This window comes from Pseudomonas sp. QE6, from assembly GCF_041379005.1.
Classification (GTDB): Bacteria; Pseudomonadota; Gammaproteobacteria; order Pseudomonadales; family Pseudomonadaceae; genus Pseudomonas.
The window spans coordinates 2,103,496-2,120,491 of sequence record NZ_CP166873.1 but is presented as its reverse complement, the minus strand read 5'-3'; the positions used below and the strand labels follow the sequence as shown (position 1 = coordinate 2,120,491).

11 protein-coding genes are annotated in these 16,996 nt (G+C 67.7%); 4 read left to right on the top strand and 7 right to left on the bottom strand.

From position 1 onward, the window contains the following. The first annotated feature begins 25 nt into the window (after nucleotides 1-25). The gene (locus tag ACAW63_RS09740; protein ID WP_371233314.1) at nucleotides 26-1,414 is read left to right on the top strand and encodes a UDP-glucose/GDP-mannose dehydrogenase family protein; all 1,389 of its coding nucleotides are present in this window, start codon (nucleotides 26-28) and stop codon (nucleotides 1,412-1,414) included. Between the two features lie 236 nt (nucleotides 1,415-1,650). On the opposite strand, the gene ACAW63_RS09735 is transcribed toward ACAW63_RS09740, so the two are convergent. The 3 genes from ACAW63_RS09735 to ptsP are packed head-to-tail and all read right to left on the bottom strand — an operon-like array spanning nucleotide 1,651 to nucleotide 7,262. Beyond that, on the bottom strand, nucleotides 1,651-3,405 hold the full coding sequence (locus ACAW63_RS09735; protein WP_371233312.1) for a PTS fructose-like transporter subunit IIB: 1,755 nt from the start codon (nucleotides 3,403-3,405) through the stop codon (nucleotides 1,651-1,653). Nucleotides 3,406-3,441: 36 nt separating this feature from the next. Next, a complete protein-coding gene (gene pfkB, locus ACAW63_RS09730) occupies nucleotides 3,442-4,377 on the bottom strand; it encodes a 1-phosphofructokinase (protein ID WP_371233311.1) in 936 nt (311 codons plus the stop codon). Further along, entirely contained in the window at nucleotides 4,377-7,262 is a 2,886-nt protein-coding gene (ptsP, locus tag ACAW63_RS09725) for a phosphoenolpyruvate--protein phosphotransferase (protein WP_371233309.1), read from the bottom strand. The genes pfkB and ptsP overlap by 1 nt, the downstream gene beginning before the upstream one ends. 213 nt (nucleotides 7,263-7,475) lie before the next feature. On the opposite strand from ptsP, the gene cra reads away from it, so the two are divergent. Further along, complete coding sequence (gene cra / locus ACAW63_RS09720; protein ID WP_371234632.1) at nucleotides 7,476-8,468, top strand: catabolite repressor/activator; 993 nt, start codon at nucleotides 7,476-7,478, stop codon at nucleotides 8,466-8,468. A gap of 4 nt (nucleotides 8,469-8,472) precedes the next feature. After that, complete coding sequence (locus ACAW63_RS09715) at nucleotides 8,473-9,252, top strand: TatD family hydrolase (protein WP_371233308.1); 780 nt, start codon at nucleotides 8,473-8,475, stop codon at nucleotides 9,250-9,252. 341 nt (nucleotides 9,253-9,593) lie between these two features. On the opposite strand, the gene ACAW63_RS09710 is transcribed toward ACAW63_RS09715, so the two are convergent. The 4 genes from ACAW63_RS09710 to ACAW63_RS09695 form a co-directional block, all read right to left on the bottom strand. After that, complete coding sequence (locus tag ACAW63_RS09710; protein WP_371234630.1) at nucleotides 9,594-10,298, bottom strand: methyl-accepting chemotaxis protein; 705 nt, start codon at nucleotides 10,296-10,298, stop codon at nucleotides 9,594-9,596. 1,554 nt (nucleotides 10,299-11,852) lie between these two features. Continuing rightward, nucleotides 11,853-12,689, bottom strand: a complete 837-nt coding sequence (gene ampE / locus ACAW63_RS09705) for a regulatory signaling modulator protein AmpE (protein WP_275610283.1) — start codon at nucleotides 12,687-12,689, stop codon at nucleotides 11,853-11,855. Continuing rightward, nucleotides 12,686-13,249, bottom strand: coding sequence for a 1,6-anhydro-N-acetylmuramyl-L-alanine amidase AmpD (gene ampD, locus ACAW63_RS09700; protein ID WP_371233306.1), 564 nt, complete (start codon nucleotides 13,247-13,249; stop codon nucleotides 12,686-12,688). The genes ampE and ampD overlap by 4 nt, the downstream gene beginning before the upstream one ends. A gap of 250 nt (nucleotides 13,250-13,499) precedes the next feature. After that, nucleotides 13,500-15,797, bottom strand: coding sequence for a DUF1631 domain-containing protein (locus ACAW63_RS09695; RefSeq protein ID WP_371233304.1), 2,298 nt, complete (start codon nucleotides 15,795-15,797; stop codon nucleotides 13,500-13,502). Nucleotides 15,798-16,082: 285 nt separating this feature from the next. Here ACAW63_RS09695 and nadC point away from each other — a divergent pair, with 285 nt between their 5' ends. Continuing rightward, nucleotides 16,083-16,931 (top strand): carboxylating nicotinate-nucleotide diphosphorylase, encoded by an 849-nt coding sequence (gene nadC / locus ACAW63_RS09690; protein WP_371233303.1) that lies wholly within the window; start codon nucleotides 16,083-16,085, stop codon nucleotides 16,929-16,931. Nucleotides 16,932-16,996 lie beyond the last annotated feature (65 nt).

The window sequence follows — 16,996 nt, the reverse complement described above, 5'->3', positions numbered from 1 at the left end:
TGAGCCCTCAGCGGGAGAGCACAGCATGAAAATCAGCGTATTCGGTATCGGCTATGTGGGGCTCGTCCAGGCCGCCGTCATGGCGGAAGTCGGCCACGATGTCCTGTGCATGGACATCGACGAAGACAAGATCGCCAAGCTCAAGCGCGGGCACATCAGCATCTACGAGCCCGGCCTTGCCGAACTGGTGAGGGACAACCTGGAGGCCGGCCGCCTGCACTTCACCAGCGACGTCGCCGAAGCAACCGCTCACGGCCGGGTGCAGTTCATCGCCGTGGGCACGCCGCCGCTGCCCGATGGCTCGGCGGACCTGCGCGCCGTGCTGGCCGTCGCCGAAGGCATTGCCCGCAACCGCACCCAGCCGGTGATCATCGTGGAGAAGTCCACCGTTCCCGTCGGGACCGGCGACCGCGTCAAGGCCCACGTGCAGCAGGTGCTCGCGGAGACCGGCCGGACGCTGGAGTTCGAGATCGTCTCCAACCCGGAATTCCTCAAGGAAGGCTCCGCCCTGGCCGACTGCCGCAAACCCGATCGCATCGTCATCGGTTGCGAGAGCCCGGAAGTGCTGGACGTGATGCGCGAGATCTACGAGCCGTTCAACCGCAACCACGACCGCATCATCAGCATGAACCTGCGCAGCGCCGAGCTGACCAAGTACGCGGCCAACTGCATGCTGGCGACCAAGATCAGCTTCATCAACCAGATCGCCGAGCTGGCCGAGCACATGGGCGCCGACATCGAGGCCGTGCGCCAGGGCATGGGCGCCGACCCGCGCATCGGCTACCACTTCATCTACCCCGGCTGCGGCTACGGCGGCTCCTGCTTCCCCAAGGACGTCCAGGCCCTGATCCAGAGCGCCGAGGAAGCGCACTGCTCCAGCGACCTGCTGCGGGCGGTGGAGTCGGTGAACCAGCGGCAGAAGAGCAAGCTGTTCGAACGCATCAACAGCTACTACGGCGGCAATCTCAAGGGCCGCACCTTCGCGCTCTGGGGCCTGTCGTTCAAGCCCAATACCGACGACATGCGCGATGCGCCGAGCCGCACGCTGATGGAAGCGCTGTGGGCCGCCGGCGCCAAGGTTCGCGCCTTCGACCCCGAAGCCATGCCCGAGGCCCAGCGCCTGTATGGCCACGATGAGCGCCTGACCCTGATGGGCACGCCCGAAGCGACCCTCGGCGGCGCCGACGGCCTGGTGATCTGCACCGAATGGCGGCAGTTCAAGGCGCCGGATTTCGAGCTGATCGCCAGCCGCCTGAAGGCGCCGGTGATCTTCGACGGCCGCAACCTGTTCGACCCGGAGCGCATGGCGCGCCATGGCTTCGAATACTTCGCCATGGGTCGCGGCGACTCGCACCGCCTGCCGGTACCCGCTCCGGTGCCAGCGCTGAAACACCCCCAGCAACGCCACGCCTGAGGCGCCGCTCGCCGGCGCCTTTCGTAGGAGCGGACTCCGTCCGTGATCAGCTCCGCTGCGGGGCTCATCGCGGACTCCGTCCGCTCCTACGGTTTGAGTCCTGCGCGCGACCTCACACCTCTCGCCGAATCCCGCTCTCGTAGGAGCGGAGCTTCTCCGCGAAGCTCTTCAGCGAGGTCGGGCCTTCGCGGACAAGGTCCGCCCCTACGGGCTGAGCTCCGCGCAACGCCTCAACCCTACCCCCGCCCCTGCACCGGTTCGCCCATCACCATCATCGGCGCCGCTTCCGAGCGCTTGAGCACGGCATAGAGCACACCCGTCACCACGCTGCCCACGGCGATCGCCAGCAGGTACAGCAGCGCATGATTCATCGCGTTGGGAATCAGCAGCACGAACAGCCCGCCGTGGGGCGCCAGCAGTTTGCAGCCGAACAGCATCGACAGCGCACCAGTCAGCGCGCCACCGACGATGCTTGCCGGGATCACCCGCAGCGGGTCCTTGGCGGCGAAGGGAATAGCGCCCTCGGAGATGAAGCACAGCCCCAGCACCAGCGCCGCCTTGCCGGCCTCGCGCTCGCTCTGGGCGAACTTGCGCCGCGCCAGCAGGGTGGCGATGCCCATGCCGATCGGCGGGACCATGCCGCCCGCCATCACCGCCGCCATCGGCGCATAGCTCTGCGAGGCCAGCAGGCCGACTGAGAACGCATAGGCCGCCTTGTTGATCGGCCCGCCGAGGTCGACGCACATCATCCCGCCCAGCAGCAGCCCCAGCAGCACCGCATTGGTGGTGCCCATGCCGGCGAGGAAGTCGGTCAGCGAACGCATCATCGCCGCCACCGGCGAACCCACCACGTAGATCATCACCAGCCCGGTGAACAGGCTGGCCAGCAGCGGAATGATCAGGATCGGCTTGAGCGCCGCGACACTGGCCGGCAACGGAATCCACTGCGCAATGGCCCGCGCGGAATACCCTGCCAGCAGGCCAGCGACGATGCCGCCGAGGAAGCCCGCGCCCAGGGTGCTCGCCAGCAGGCCGCCGATCATCCCCGGCGCCAGGCCCGGCCGGTCGGCGATGGACCAGGCGATGTAGCCGGCGAGCATCGGCACCATCAGCTTGAACGCCGCGTCGCCGCCGATCTGCATCAGCGCGGCGGCCAGCGTGCCCTGCTGCTTGAAGGCCTCGATGCCGAAGACGAAGGACAGCGCGATCAGCAGGCCGCCCGCTACCACCATCGGCAGCATGAAGGACACGCCGGTGAGCAGGTGCTTGTACACCCCGCGCGCCTCCTTTTTCCCCGGCGTTGCGCCGCTGCCGGCCGTCGCGGCGGACTCCGCCGTCGCCTCCTTCAACGCGCGATCGAGGATCGCCTGCGGCTGCTTCAGCGCGACACCCGTGCCGCAACGGAAGATACGCTTGCCGGCGAAACGCTCGGTGTTCACTTCGATATCCGCCGCGAGCAGCACCACATCGGCGCCGGCGATATCCTCGGCGGAGAGCGGATTGCGGGCGCCCACCGACCCCTGGGTCTTCACCTTCAGGTCGTAGCCCATCTGCTGCGCCGCCTGCTGCAACGCCTCGGCGGCCATGAAGGTGTGCGCCACGCCTGTCGGGCAGGCGGTGACCGCCACCAGCTTCGCCGCACGCGCCACCTCGGAGGAAACGCTCGGTCGCTCCTCGCCCTGCCACACGACGGCGTCCTGGGCCGCGCGCTGGAGGAACGCGGCGGGATCGGCCAGCGCCTCGGCCGGGCGCGCCTGCAGCAGGCGCTTACCGACGAAGCGCGAAAGGTCCAGCGGCTGCGCGCTGACCACCAGCACCCAGTCGGCCGCCGCGATCTGCACCGCGGAGAGCCGGTGTTCGGGATGCTGCGGGTCGTGCTGCTCGACGCACACCGACCAGCCCAGGCGCTCGGCCGCCGCGCGCAACAGGCGTGCGCTGAGCACACTGGTGATCTGGCCGTTCGGGCAGGCCGTGATGAGGGCAAGGTTCATCGTCATAACCTCTTGTTGTTCTGGATGCGGCGCGACTCAGGCCTGGGCCTGAACCTGTACGCCGTCTTCGATCTGGCTCAGGCGCGGCGCATCGCCGATGCCGAACTCGAACTGGGTGACCGCCAGCGCCGCCACCGCCGTGGCGTGGCGCAGCACGCGCTCGGCCGGCCAGCCAACCAGCAGGCCGTGCAACATGCCGGCGAGCAGCGAATCACCCGCGCCCACCGTGCTCGCCACCTCGACCCTGGGCGGAATCGCCCGCCAGTTGCCCTGCGGGCCGAACCAGCGCACACCGTCCGCGCCCTGGGACAGCACCACCTGCTCGATGCCCCGCACCCGCAGCGCCTCGGCCTGCTCGGCCAGCGCCGCCGGCGTATCGAGCAGTTGTCCGCAGGCTTCGGCCAGTTCCGCATCGTTGGGCTTGATCAGCCAGGGCGCTGCGTCGAGCCCGGCGCGCAGGGCCGCACCGCTGCTGTCGAACGCCACCTTCAGACCGCGCCGCCCGAGCCGTAGCAACAGCTCACGCAACCAGTCGGGATCGACCCCGCGCGGCAGGCTGCCGGCGACCACCACCAGCTCATGTTCGCTGGCGATCCGGTCGAGGCAATCGAGCAAGGCGTCCTGCTCGCGGGCGCTCACCTCCGGGCCGGGGCCGTTGATATCGGTGATGCGCCCGTCGCCTTCGGCCAGCTTGATATTGCTGCGGGTTTCCCCCGGCACGCGGACGAAGGCATCGACGAAACCACGGCGCAGGAACAGCGCCTCGAACGGCGCCACATTGTCCGCACCGAGGAAACCGGTCACGCTCAGCGAATGGCCGAGATCGGCGAGCACCTGCGCAACATTCAGCCCCTTGCCAGCCGCCTGGCTGAGCACCGACTCGCTGCGATTGACCTCGCCGACCTCGAGCCGGGGCAGGCGCACCGTCAGGTCCAGCGCGGGATTCAGAGTAATGGTGAGGAGGCGCGCCATCAGTTCACCTCCGGCAGGGCCTGGGCGACGCATTCGCGCACCTCGGCGGCGGAGCCCAATGCCAGCGCACTCTGCGCCAGCTCGCGGGCCATCGGCAGATCGAGCTCGCGCACCCGCGCCTTGACCAGCGGGATACTGCGCGCCGACACGCTCAACTCGTCCACCCCCAGCCCCAGCAGCAACGGCACCGCCTGCGCATCCGCCGCCAGCTCGCCGCAAACACCCACCCACTTGCCGTGGGCATGGGCGGCGCGCACGGTCATGTCGATCAGTTGCAGCACCGCCGGGTGCAGGCCGTCGGCCTGCGCCGACAGAGTCGGATGGCCACGGTCGATGGCCAGGGTGTACTGGGTCAGGTCATTGGTGCCGACGCTGAAGAAATCCACTTCGCGGGCCAGCACCGGCGCGAGCAGCGCCGCCGACGGCACTTCGACCATGATGCCCAGTTGCAGGTCATGCTCGCCGCCCAGCTCCGCGCAGAGCTGCCGGGTGAGGTCACGGGCCTGCCGCCATTCCTCCACCTGCCCGACCATCGGGAACATGATGCGCAACGGGCGGCCGGCGGCGGCCCGCAGCAGGGCGCGCAACTGGGTCTGGAAGATCTGCGGGCGCTGCAGGGTCAGGCGCACGCCGCGCACACCGAGGTAAGGGTTCTCCTCCCGCGGGATCGGCCAGTACGGCAGCGGTTTGTCGCCGCCCACGTCGAGGGTACGCGCCACCAGGGGGCGTCCGTCGAGGGCATCGAGCACGCGGCGGTACTCGGCCTCCTGGGTCGCCTCATCCGGCGCCTGGGGGCTGTCCATGAAGACGAATTCGGTGCGCAGCAGGCCGACGCCTTCCGCTCCCTGCTCCACCGCCGTCGCGGCGCCGGAGGTGTCGCCCAGGTTGGCGCAGATTTCCACGGCATGGCCGTCTCGGGTAATCGCCGGCTCATGACGGCGCGCCTCGGCGCGCTCGGCACGTCGCCGGCGCTGGTCGCGCAGGCGTTCGGCCTCCGCCAGGCACTCCGCACTCGGCGACACCAGCAACTCACCCTGGTCGCCATCGAGCAACAGGAGGGTCTCGGGTTCCAGCGCCAGCACCGCCGCACCGGCGCCGACCAGGGCGGGAATGCCCAGCGCGCGGGCGATGATCGCGCTGTGCGAGGTGGCCCCGCCGCGCGCGGTGAGAATGCCGGCCACCCGCTCGCGGTCCAGCCGCGCCACGTCGGAAGGGCCGACCTCGTCCATCACCAGGATGTACGGACGCTCCGGCGCGGCGGCACTCTGTACGCCGCACAGGCGCGCCAACACCCGCCGGCCAACGTCGCGCAGGTCGGCCGCGCGCTCGGCCAGCAAGGCGTCGCGCAGCGCTTCCTGCTCGCTGGCGACACGCTCGATCACCCGGTTCCAGGCCGCCTCGGCGCTGGCGCCCTCGGCCAGGCGCGACTGCACCTCGTCGGCCAGCTCCGGGTCCTCCAGCAGCGCCTGGTGGGTGACGAAGATGTCACGGATGGCCTTGACCTGGGTGCGCTTCACCAGTGCCTCGATCTCGGCGGAAATCGCCTCGCGCGCCTCATCCAGACGCTGGCGCTCCACCTCGACCGACCCGCCACGCTCAGCGAACTTGAAAGGCCGCTCGACCTGCACATAGGCAGGACCGCAGACGATACCGGGAGATGCGGCGATGGCTTGCAAGCGGCTGCCCGCCTCCGGCGCCGCGACGGTTTCCGCTTCGGTAGCCTCGACCATGTCGGCAGCCGGCTCCGGCGTTTCGGGCAGCGCTTCGATCTCCTCGCCCAGCCCCTGCTCCACTGCCAGGCGCACGGCCTCCAGGGCGCGCTCGGCGATCTCGGGTTCGGCAAAGAACTCCAGCACCTGCCCCCGCCGTGCGCCCAGGCTGAGCAGCTTGCTCAGGCTGCGGATCGACACCGGCGCACAGTCGGCCTCGGCGATGCGCACGCGAATCTCGCCCTCGAAGTCCCGCGCCAGCAACATCAAAACCTGCGACGGGCGGGCATGCAGGCCGTGCGGGTTGGCCAGTGGCACCCGCACGCTCGGCCAGTCCACCGGCAACTCGCCGCCCAGCGCCTCCAGCACATGACGGCTGGTCGTGGCCCGCGCCAGTTCGGTGGCGCGGCCGTCCACCAGCAGGTCGCAGAGACGCTCGAACACCGCCCGGTGCGAGTCGCCCTGGCTGGCCAGACAGAACAGCCCGCGCACCGGCAGGCCGGCATGGTTCAGCTCGCGCTGCGGCGTGACGAAGGCCAGGCCCGGCCGCGAGACGCGCTCGGCGCTGTGCAGCCACCAGAGCCCGCCGCCCAGCGGCAGCGCCTCGCTGCCATGCAGCTCGGCGGCGAAAGCGGGCTCGACGCAGCCGGCCTTCTTCAGCCGGCGCGCGCCCAGCACGATGAGCTCGTCGAAGTCCTCGGCGACGACGCCCAGCCCGACCAGTTGGGTGTCCAGCAACAGAGCCTGCGGCGCGCCGCGCAGCAGCTGCAGCAGTGCATCGGGGCTCTCGGCCAGGCGCAGCGCCTCGCCCATTTCGCCATCGCCCAGTGCACGAGTGAGCAACTGCAGCAAATGCAGGTGTTCATCGGACTTGGCGGCGATGGCGATGGCCAGGTGCACCACCTGGCCGTCACCCCAGGCGACGCCCTCGGGGAAGTGCATCAGGCGCACCCCGGTGCGCTGCACCAGGTGGCGGGTATCCGGTGTGCCGTGGGGAATCGCGATGCCCTGCCCCAGGTAGGTGGAGCCCTGCGCCTCGCGGGCCTGCAAGCCGGCGAGATAGCCGGTGGCGACCAGTCCGTCATCTTCCAGGGCCGCGCCGAGCAGCGCCAGGGCGGCCTGCTTGTCGGCGGCGCGCTGGTCCATGCGAACCTGCTGCGCGTTCAGTTCGAGCATCGCGTTCTCCTCGCCGGCGTTCTGGCGCGCCGGCGCTTGGGGCGGTCATCCGCTTGTATGGTGAACAGCTTAGAACCTGTGGCTTTCTCGACCGCCGGGGCGGTCTTCAGGCAATGGCCGCAGACAATGCTGAATCGTTTCACCTATTGAGACTGGAACGTTACTCGATAATGCGTGATCCTTGAAGCCCCCAATTGTCGGCAAGCCATCGTGCTGAAACTCAGTGATATCGCCCGCCTGGCCGGTGTTTCGGTCACCACCGCCAGCTATGTGATCAACGGCAAGGCCGTGCAGCGCCGCATCAGCGCCGCCACGGTGGAGCGCGTGCGCGCGGTGATCGAAGAGCACGGCTACCACCCGGACCAGCAGGCCGCCAGCCTGCGCCGCGGCCAGACGCGCACCCTCGGCTTCGTCCTGCCGGACCTGGAAAACCCCAGCTACGCCAAGCTGGCCAAGCTGCTCGAACAGGGCGCCCGGGCCCGTGGCTACCAGTTGCTGATCGCCAGTTCCGACGACGAGCCGGACACCGAGCGCCAGGTACTCAACCTGTTCCGTGCGCGACGTTGCGATGCGCTGATCGTCGCCAGCTGCCTGCCCGGCAACGACGACAGCCTGGCCCGCCTGCAGGGCATCGGCGTGCCGGTGATCGCGGTGGACCGCCAGCTCGATCCGCAGCGCTTCTGCTCGGTGGTCAGCGACGATCGCGAGGCCAGCCAGCGCCTCACCGCCAGCCTGCTCGCCCCCGTGCCGCAGAGCATCGCCCTGCTCGGCGCGCGTTCGGAGCTGATCATCAGCCAGGAGCGCGCGGCGGGATTCCGCAGCGCGCTGCGCGAGTTCAAGGGGCAGGTCCTCGTCGAGCACGGCGAAACCTTCAGCCGAGCCTGCGGCCGCCAACTGATGGAAGAATTGCTGGCGCGCCAGGGCCGCTTGCCCGACGCGCTGATCACCACCTCCTACGTGCTGCTCGAAGGCGTGTTCGACGTGCTCCAGGCGCTGCCCGACGGCTGGCCGGCGGGGCTGCGCATCGCCACCTTCGGCGACACCCAACTGCTCGACTTCGTCCCGCTGAAGGTCAACGCGATCTCCCAGCAGCACGCCCTGATCGCCGAGCGCGCCCTGGACCTGGCGCTGGGCGCCATCGAGCAGAACAGCTACACCCCCGGCGTGCATCCGGTGGCGCGCACCCTGAAGCTGCGCACGGAGTGAGGCCATGCAGCTGATCGACACCCACAATCATCTCGACTGCCCGGACTTCGCCGACGACCGTCAGGCGGTGCTGCAGCGCAGCCGGGAGCGCGGGGTGATCCGTCAGGTGCTGCTGGGGGTATTCCGCGAGAACTGGGAAGACGTCTGGGCGCTGGTCGAGCAGGAGCCCGACCTCTATGCCGCCCTCGGCCTGCATCCGATCTACCTGGCGCGCCACCGCCCCGAGCACCTGACGGCGCTGCGCGACTGGCTGGAGCGCCTGGCGGGCCACCCGAAGCTCTGCGCCGTAGGTGAAATCGGCCTGGACTACTACCTGGAAGACCTCGACCGCGACGGCCAGCAGGCGATCTTCGAGGATCAGCTGCGCACGGCCATCGATTTCGAACTGCCGGTACTGCTGCACGTACGCCGCTCCCACGCGGCGGTGATCGCCACCCTCAAGCGCTTCAAGCCTCGGCGTCAGGGCATCATCCATGCCTTCGCCGGCAGTCGCGAGGAGGCTCGCGAATACCTCAAGCTGGGCTTTCGCCTGGGGCTCGGCGGCGCACCGACCTGGCCGCAGGCCAACCGCCTACGCAAGGTGGTGCCGGAGATTCCGCTGGAATCCATCGTGCTGGAAACCGACTCCCCGGACATGGCACCAGCCATGTACCCCGGCCAGCGCAACAGCCCCGAACACCTGCCGGAGATCTGCGCGGCTTTGGCGGAGCTCAAGGGCATCAGCCCGGAAGAACTGGCGAGCGCCAGCACGCGCAATGCAATGGAGTTATTCGGCTGGAAGTGAGCCGACGGCTCTTTTGTAGGAGCGAGCTTGCTCGCGAACGGATTTACCGGATGAATGGGAGGCTGGGCGGTTCGCGAGCAAGCTCGCTCCTACAATCGTTGCCCACCGCCAGACCTTCAGATCGGCCCCGCAGGATGAGTGGAGTGCGATACCCATCGATCCCGCGCGACCACTGGAAACCGTGGGGCGCCCGGCCAAGGCCAATCGGCATATAACGCGGAGCGTAATACGCCCTACACAACGACCACCATGATGTGAATTCACCGACAACCCGGCATCCGCGAGATGGGGAAGCGTCCTTGCGCTCGCGCGGATACCGGGCTGCTGATGAAAACCCTTTCTCAGACCCGGAACGCGCCGATCAGGCGCTTGAGCTCGACCACCTGCCCGGTCAGCTCGCGGCTGGCGCGCTCGGTCTCGCTGGCGCCCTCGGCGGTACGCTCGCCGGCCTGGTTGATCTGCACGATGTTCTGGTCGATGTCATGGGCGACCGCCGTCTGCTGCTCGGCGGCGGCGGCGATCTGCTGGTTCTGGTCGACGATGGCGCCCACCGCCTGGAGGATGTTCTCCAGCGCCAGCTGCACCTGAGCCGACTGGCTCACGGTACCGTCGGCGGTGTGGTGGCTGCTGCCCATCGCCTTCACCGCCGCGCCGACGCCATTCTGCAGGCGGGCGATCATCTGCTCGATTTCCTCGGTGGACTGCTGGGTGCGCTTGGCCAGCGTCCGTACCTCGTCGGCCACCACCGCGAAGCCGCGGCCCTGCTCGCCGGCCCGCGCCGCTTCGATGGCGGCGTTGAGCGCCAGCAGGTTGGTCTGCTCGGCGATGCCCTTGATCACGTCCAGCACGCGACTGATGGAGGCGCTGTCGGCCGCCAGCTGGTTGATCACCGCCACCGACTCGTCGATCTCGCCAGCCAGGCGCTGGATGCTGCCGACCTGCGACGCCACCAGGGCACGGCCGCTGGCGGTTTCCTGGTTGACGTTGTGCGCGCTGCCCACCGCCACGGCGGCGCTGCGTGCCACCTCCTGCGCAGTGGCGGCCATCTGGTTCATCGCCGTGGCGACCTGCTCGATCTGGTTGCGCTGGCCAGTCACCGCCTGGTTGCTCTCGGCGGACACCGACTCGACCCGTACGGTCTGCCGCTCGACCTCGGCGACGGTGCGCCCGACCTGCTCGATGAGGTCATGAATCTTCGCCACCGTCTGGTTGAACGCCTGCCCGAGCTCGCCGAGTTCGTCCCGGCTCTGGGCGCGGAAGGTGACCGTCATGTCGCCGGAGGCAACGCGCTCCATCATCTGCCCCAGGCTCTTGAGGGTGGTGCGGGTGGACACGTAGAAGCCGCTGTACAGGTAGCCGATGGCGAGGAACACCACCAGCAGCGCCACCACCAGCAACAGCATCTGCCGCTGCTTGCTGGCCAGGCGCTCCTGCAGCGCGTGATCGACGAACGCCAGGACCTGGTCGTCGAGGCGGTAGGTCTTGTCCATCGCGCGGCTGACCTGGTCGTAGAAATCGGCCCAGGGGGTGTCGAGGGTGTCGGCCATCACCACCTTGTCCTCGAAGAGCTTGCCCTGGCTCTTCAGGGTCTCGCGGCTGGCCTCGGCATCGGCGGACAGCGCGGCCTGGGCTGCAGCGCTGCCACCCAGGGCGTCCTGCAGCTTCAGGCCGTATTCGACGTGGAGTTTTTCCAGGTCCTGCAGCAGGTCATTGAAGCGCTCGCTGGAAGCCGAATTGAGGAAGCCCTGGCCCAACGCGCTGGAGCCGATGGTGCGGCCCACACTGAGGGTCTGGGTGATGTGTGGGGTGACGACGGTGATCAGTTCGGCGAGCTGGCGCACGTCGCGGGCGTCGTCCTGGCTCAGCCCGCCATGGGACAGCAGCAGCTTGTTGAAGACCTGTGCCTGGTTGACCATACGTGCCGCCGTGGCCGCCTTGCTCTGCAGCGAGCCTTCGCTCTCCACGCTCTTGAGGGAGCTGAGCAGTTCATCGCGCCGGGTGTTGAACTCGGCGACCTGCTCGGCATCCTGGGTGACCGGCTGCAGCGCAGCGATCTGCGCCAGCAGCTCCTTGTGTACCTTGCTGACGCGCCCGTCGATGCCGCTGCCCTTGCTGGACTGGCCGAGCACGCTGTTGATCTGCAGGAGGTCGTTATAGGCTTCGACATTGCGGCGGATCTGCTGGCCATCGCCGATCAGCTGCAGGCTTTGAAGTTCGGCGCGGGTGCTGACGAACTGGCGATAGGAATCGCGCACCAGGTAGAAGTTGGTGATCAGCATCGGCAGGAAAAACAGCACGCTGATCAGGCTGAACTTCATGCCGAAGCTCAGACGGTTCATCAGCGCGATGGCCGGATAGAGCACAGTCCTCACAAAGACGTCTCCTGTTCCCGTTATTGTTATGTCGCTTGTCGGGGATGGCAGGCGCGCACCTGAGCTGGTGCACGCCGCACGCGCGCTCGCCGGAACGGCTCGTGATGAACATCACAGACCGGATCGGCGCGCACAGGCTTCTGTGTACCTGATATCGGCAGGGAGTTCTGTAACTTAAGGTTAAAATGCCATCACCGGACCAACGGCAGCGCGGCCGGCATCAGGCACTTACAGCAGCAGGGTCCAGATGGCGAACACGGCGTACCAGAGCACCGCCGAACGCACCAGCAGTTGCCAGAGCGCATCCAGGCTGGCGACGCCCTTGGCACCCAACCCGCCTTCATTGAAATCCTCAGCCACGTAGCCGGCCCGCGCCAGCAGCCGGGCAGCGGGCACGTCCCAGGCCAGCAGGTCATGCAGCAGGCTGCCGCTGACGGCGACGAAGTTGCCCACCAGGGCGAAACTCAGCACCAGCGCCCGCGCCGGCAGCCAGTCGAACGCATGGCGCAGCTGGACGGCGCGCTCGCGCAGTTCCGCGTGCCGCCCCTGCTCCGCCGCGATGGCCAGCAGACGGTAGGTCAGCGCCGCCACCGGGCCCAGCAACGCGTACCAGAAGATCACCGCGAAGAATGCCTGGTAGGCCTGCCACACCAGCGTGCCCTGCACCTGCGCCAGCAGCTCGTCGTCGTTGTCGGCCTGCACGCCGAGGTCGCGCTCGGCGACGTGGTAGGCGCCCTGGGCATCCTCGCGGCGCCAGGCATCGCGGAAGGGGCCGATGGCCCGCAGGATGTCGCCGCGACCCAGGCTCCAGACCACCACCAGCAGGTGTACCGGCAAAGCCAGCAGCCCATAGGCGACGGGCTCCAGCAGGGTCAGCAGCAGGGCGAGCAGCAGCAAGGGCGGCAACACGGCCACCAGCAGTCCGAGCCAAGGCTTGGCCAGCAGCGACGGAACACTGCCCACGGTCTCCAGCCAGCCGAGCCACAAGCTGTCGCGCTGCAACCGCGCGCGCCAGGCGGAAAGCTTCTCGACCGCCAGCACCAGCAACAACACCAGGAAACTCATATCGACTCCTTCGCACCGATGGCGGCGAAATAGCGCGCCCAGTCAAACGCCTCGCCCGGGTCGGTCTTGCGCTCGGGGGCGATGTCGCAATGCCCCTGAATGCGCGCCGGGGTGATGGCCGGATAGCTGGCCATCAGTTGCCGGGTCAGTTCCGCCAGCACCGCGTACTGACGATCGCTATACGGATCGCAGTCGGTCCCTTCCAGTTCGATGCCGATGGAAAAATCATTGCAGTTCTCGCGCCCGTCGAAGCGCGACACGCCGGCATGCCAGGCCCGCTCGTTGCACGAGACGAACTGGAACAGCGAACCGTCGCGCTCGATGAGGAAGTGCGCGGAAACGGTCATGGCGGCGATGCTGGCGAAATAGGGATGCTCGTCGGCGTCGAGACGGTTCTGGAAGAACTCCTGAACCTTGCAGGTGCCGAACTGGCCCGGCGGCAGGCTGATGTTGTGAATCACCAGCAACGACACCACCTCGCCGTCGGGGCGGGCGTTGAAGTTCGGCGAGGGGCAATGCTGGGCGCCTTGGCACCAGCCGGTAAGGGGATCGAGCTGCATGGGGGCTCCTTGGCAGAACCCCACTCTAAAGCAGCGGCACGGGGAAATGAACTCGCCGGCTCAACCCCGCAGGCTCAGAACCTTCTGGAGGATATGCCCAGCGACGAACTTGAGTGTCGTTTGTAGGAGCGAGCTTGCTCGCGAACCTGCAAGGCATGGTGCCATACCGTTCGCGAGCAAGCTCGCTCCTACAAGAGCAGCGCGCCCTATGGGTGGCTTTGCAACCGAGCGACAGGTCGTAGGCAGGATCTCAGGCGTTCTTCAGGCGGCGCAGATTGCCGATCACCGACTCCAGGGCACGGTCGAACAGCAGCGCGTCGTCCAGCAGGCGCACGGCATTGCGATGGAACTCCAAGGCCAGGCCCATGCGGGTCTTCTCCAGCACCTTCATGCCGGTGCGGTTGACGAAGATGTAGCGGCAGCTCGGACGAATCACCGCCGCCAGCTTGCAGCGCAGCTTGTGCTCTTCGTCTTCCTGGATCTCCACCCAACTGCCGACCCGCAGGTCGTCGACCCGGCGCAGCGACTCGTCGTCATCGGCGAGCACTTGTTCGGACTCCACCGCCCGGGCTTCGTCAGGCGTGGCCAGGACGATTTCCGCGACCACCGCCACCATCGCCGGCTGCAGCGCGGCCGAGGTGACCTCCGCCGTGGCTTCCAGCGGCTCGTCGAGCAGCGGCAGATCGTCGTCCAGAGCGGCCGCCCTGCGCTCTTCAGCCTGCTTGTAGCGTTGGAAGGCCTGTACGTGCAGCCCTTCCAGGCGGCTGAAGAATTCCCCTGTGGAGAACGGATCGAAGGCGGCGGAAGCCAGCCCTTCGCGCAGCGACTTGAGCAGTTGCGGGACCATCTCCAGCAGGCGCAGGCGCGAATCCGGATCTTCGTGGGGTTCCACACTCCAGATCAGATCGTCCATGGTGGCCAGCGCGGACTCCCACTCGGTGGAAGCCGTGCCGTGCTTGAGGCAGGTCAGCAGCAGCACCTTGCTCCAGGCTTCCTGCAGCAGACGTACCACCACTTCCGGCAGGGTGCGGCCCAGCAGACGCTCATTGAGCACCTGCTCCACGTCCTGGCGCGCCAGCTCGGCACGGGCGCGACCTTCCTCGGCGTCGCGGGTACGCTGTTCGAGCAGGTCGCTGCGGCGGCGCTCGTCGCCCGTGAAGGCGATGAACTCGTCGAGCAGTTCGGAGAAGATCGCCGGGTCGTCGACGAAGTCGTTCAGCAGGCGCATCACCACCTGCTCGATCTTCTGGTAGAGGTAGTCGCGCTGGCCGTCGGTCTGCTCGGCCCAGCCCAGGGCCGCCGAAGCGATCTCGTTGAGCAGGCGGCGCGCCGGGTGGCTGCCACGGCTGAAGAAGGTCTTGTCGAGCACCGCAACCTTGAGCATCGGAATCTGCATGCGGCCGATCAGGGCCTTCAGCGAATCCGGCAGGGTGCGGTCATCGAGGATGAATTCGAAGAGCATGGAGACGAGATTGATGACGTCCTCGTCGACCTGGCCAACCACACGGGAACGGCCGCTCTTGGAGCTGACACGGGTCAGCAGGTGATCCAGGTGCTGGCGGACATCGATCTCATCGATGGTCTGTGCCGGCAGGTGCGATTGCAGGTGGGAGAGCAGGCGCATCAGGTCGTTGCTGGTGATCGGCACTGCGTCGGCGGGCACTGGGCGACTCGGCGCGACGGCACTGCCACGCACCTGCGAGAGCAGATCCTGGAGGGCCGCGAAAGCCGCCTGGGACTCGCTGTCCAGGTACTGCGTGCCGGTCTGCTCCACCGCGCCAGCCACCGGCGCCGCGCCGCCTGACTGGCTGGAGGCGCTCCGCTGCGGCGGACGGCGCAGCGGCACGTTCTTGAGCTCCGGCAGCACGCCGAGGGCGATCAGCGTCTGATTGGCCTCGGCATAGAGGTTCTCAGCCTCGGCCAGCACATACTTGTCGAACAGCTTGAGGATGATCAGCTTGACCTTGATCTCGACGCCCAGCCCCTGGCACGCCTCGAGGAACGCCTCGCTCAGCAGACGCGGCCCCAGCGGGTTGGTCTTGTCCTCGACCTTCTTGCTGACCAGCTTGTTGAGGCGGGTCGTGAGGTGCCCCAGCGCCACGCCATCACGGCTCATCACCTTGCCGACCATGGCATCCAGCGCCACGGCCTCTTCCAGCTCATCGTTCTGGACCAGGCTGAGATTGTCGTAGCAGACGGACTCCAGCGGCGACGACCGGCCGATCTCGTACTGACCGAGGCCGGCGAATTGCTCGAAGACTTTCTGCAGGAAGCCGCGCTCGATGCTCTTGCGCTTGAGGCGCAGGTCGCGCATGGCTTCGAAATAGGCGCTCTGCTCGGTGTTGTTGGAGGCGCGATCCGCCATCTCGAACAGGGTGTCGTCGGCGTTGTCGAACAGCGCCTGCATGGCCTGACGCAGCTGGATGGCGACTTTGTCGCGCACACTGACCAGCGCCGCCGGCAAACGCCCGGCGAACGAATTCGGCGACTGTTCGGAAGCTGCCGGCTTGTTCAGCGGCACTACGTTCGCGTTCGCATCCTTCTGCATCACACGTCTCCTGCCGTCAGCCCTGGCGGGGCTGGCTGGCGGTACCAACAGTCATCGAAGCGTCATCCTTAACGTCAAATTCGTGGCGTCAAAAAGTAGGAAGATCCGAATCCATTATAGGGAAGCTTCTTGAACAACCAAGAGTCATTTCTCGCAATCTTGAAGAAATTCACGCCGATTCCGCTGCCGTTTGTCTGACGGATGATCGGCCAGCACCAAACGCCAATCGATACCCGCCAAGGCCCGCCGTCCGTATAATCCCGTCACTGCGAACAGGAGCCCTCCATGCCGAACCTCACCCTCGCCGAGCTTTCCGGGGAAATCCAGGCCAACGTGCGCGCCGCCCTGGCCGAAGACGTGGGCAGCGGCGACATCACCGCCCAGCTGATCCCCGCCGAGCGCGACGCCGCCGCGCGCATCATCACCCGCGAGAACGCCACCGTGGCCGGCAGCGCCTGGGTCGACGAGGTCTTCCGCCAGGTCGATCCGCGCGTCCAGGTGAAATGGCAGGTCAAGGACGGTGAGCGGGTCAGCGCCGACCAGACCCTGTTCACCCTCGAAGGCCCGGCCCGCGCCCTGCTCACCGGCGAGCGCAGCGCCCTCAACTTCCTCCAGTTGCTCTCCGGCACCGCCACCCGCGCGCGCCACTACGCCGACCTGGTCGACGACACCGGCGTAAAGCTGCTCGATACCCGCAAGACCCTGCCCGGCCTGCGCCTGGCGCAGAAGTACGCGATCACCTGTGGCGGCTGCCACAACCACCGCATCGGCCTGTACGACGCCTTCCTGATCAAGGAAAACCACATCGCCGCCTGCGGCGGCATCGCCCAGGCCATCGCCGAGGCCCACCGTATTGCCCCGGGCAAGCCGGTGGAAATCGAAGTGGAGGACCTTGCCGAACTGCGCCAGGCCCTGGACGCCGGCGCAGACATCATCATGCTCGACGAGCTGAGCCTGGACGACATGCGCACCGCCGTCGCCCTCACGGCCGGTCGCGCCAAGCTGGAAGCCTCCGGCGGCATCACCGAGGCGACCCTGCGCACCGTCGCCGAGACCGGTGTGGACTACATCTCCATCGGCACTCTGACCAAGGATGTGAAGGCGCTGGATCTGTCGATGCGACTGAGCCTGTAAGAGCCCAGCGCCAAGCTGCCAAATCGATCACGCCGCCCTGCATAGGGCCGGTTCGGCCGCCTCTG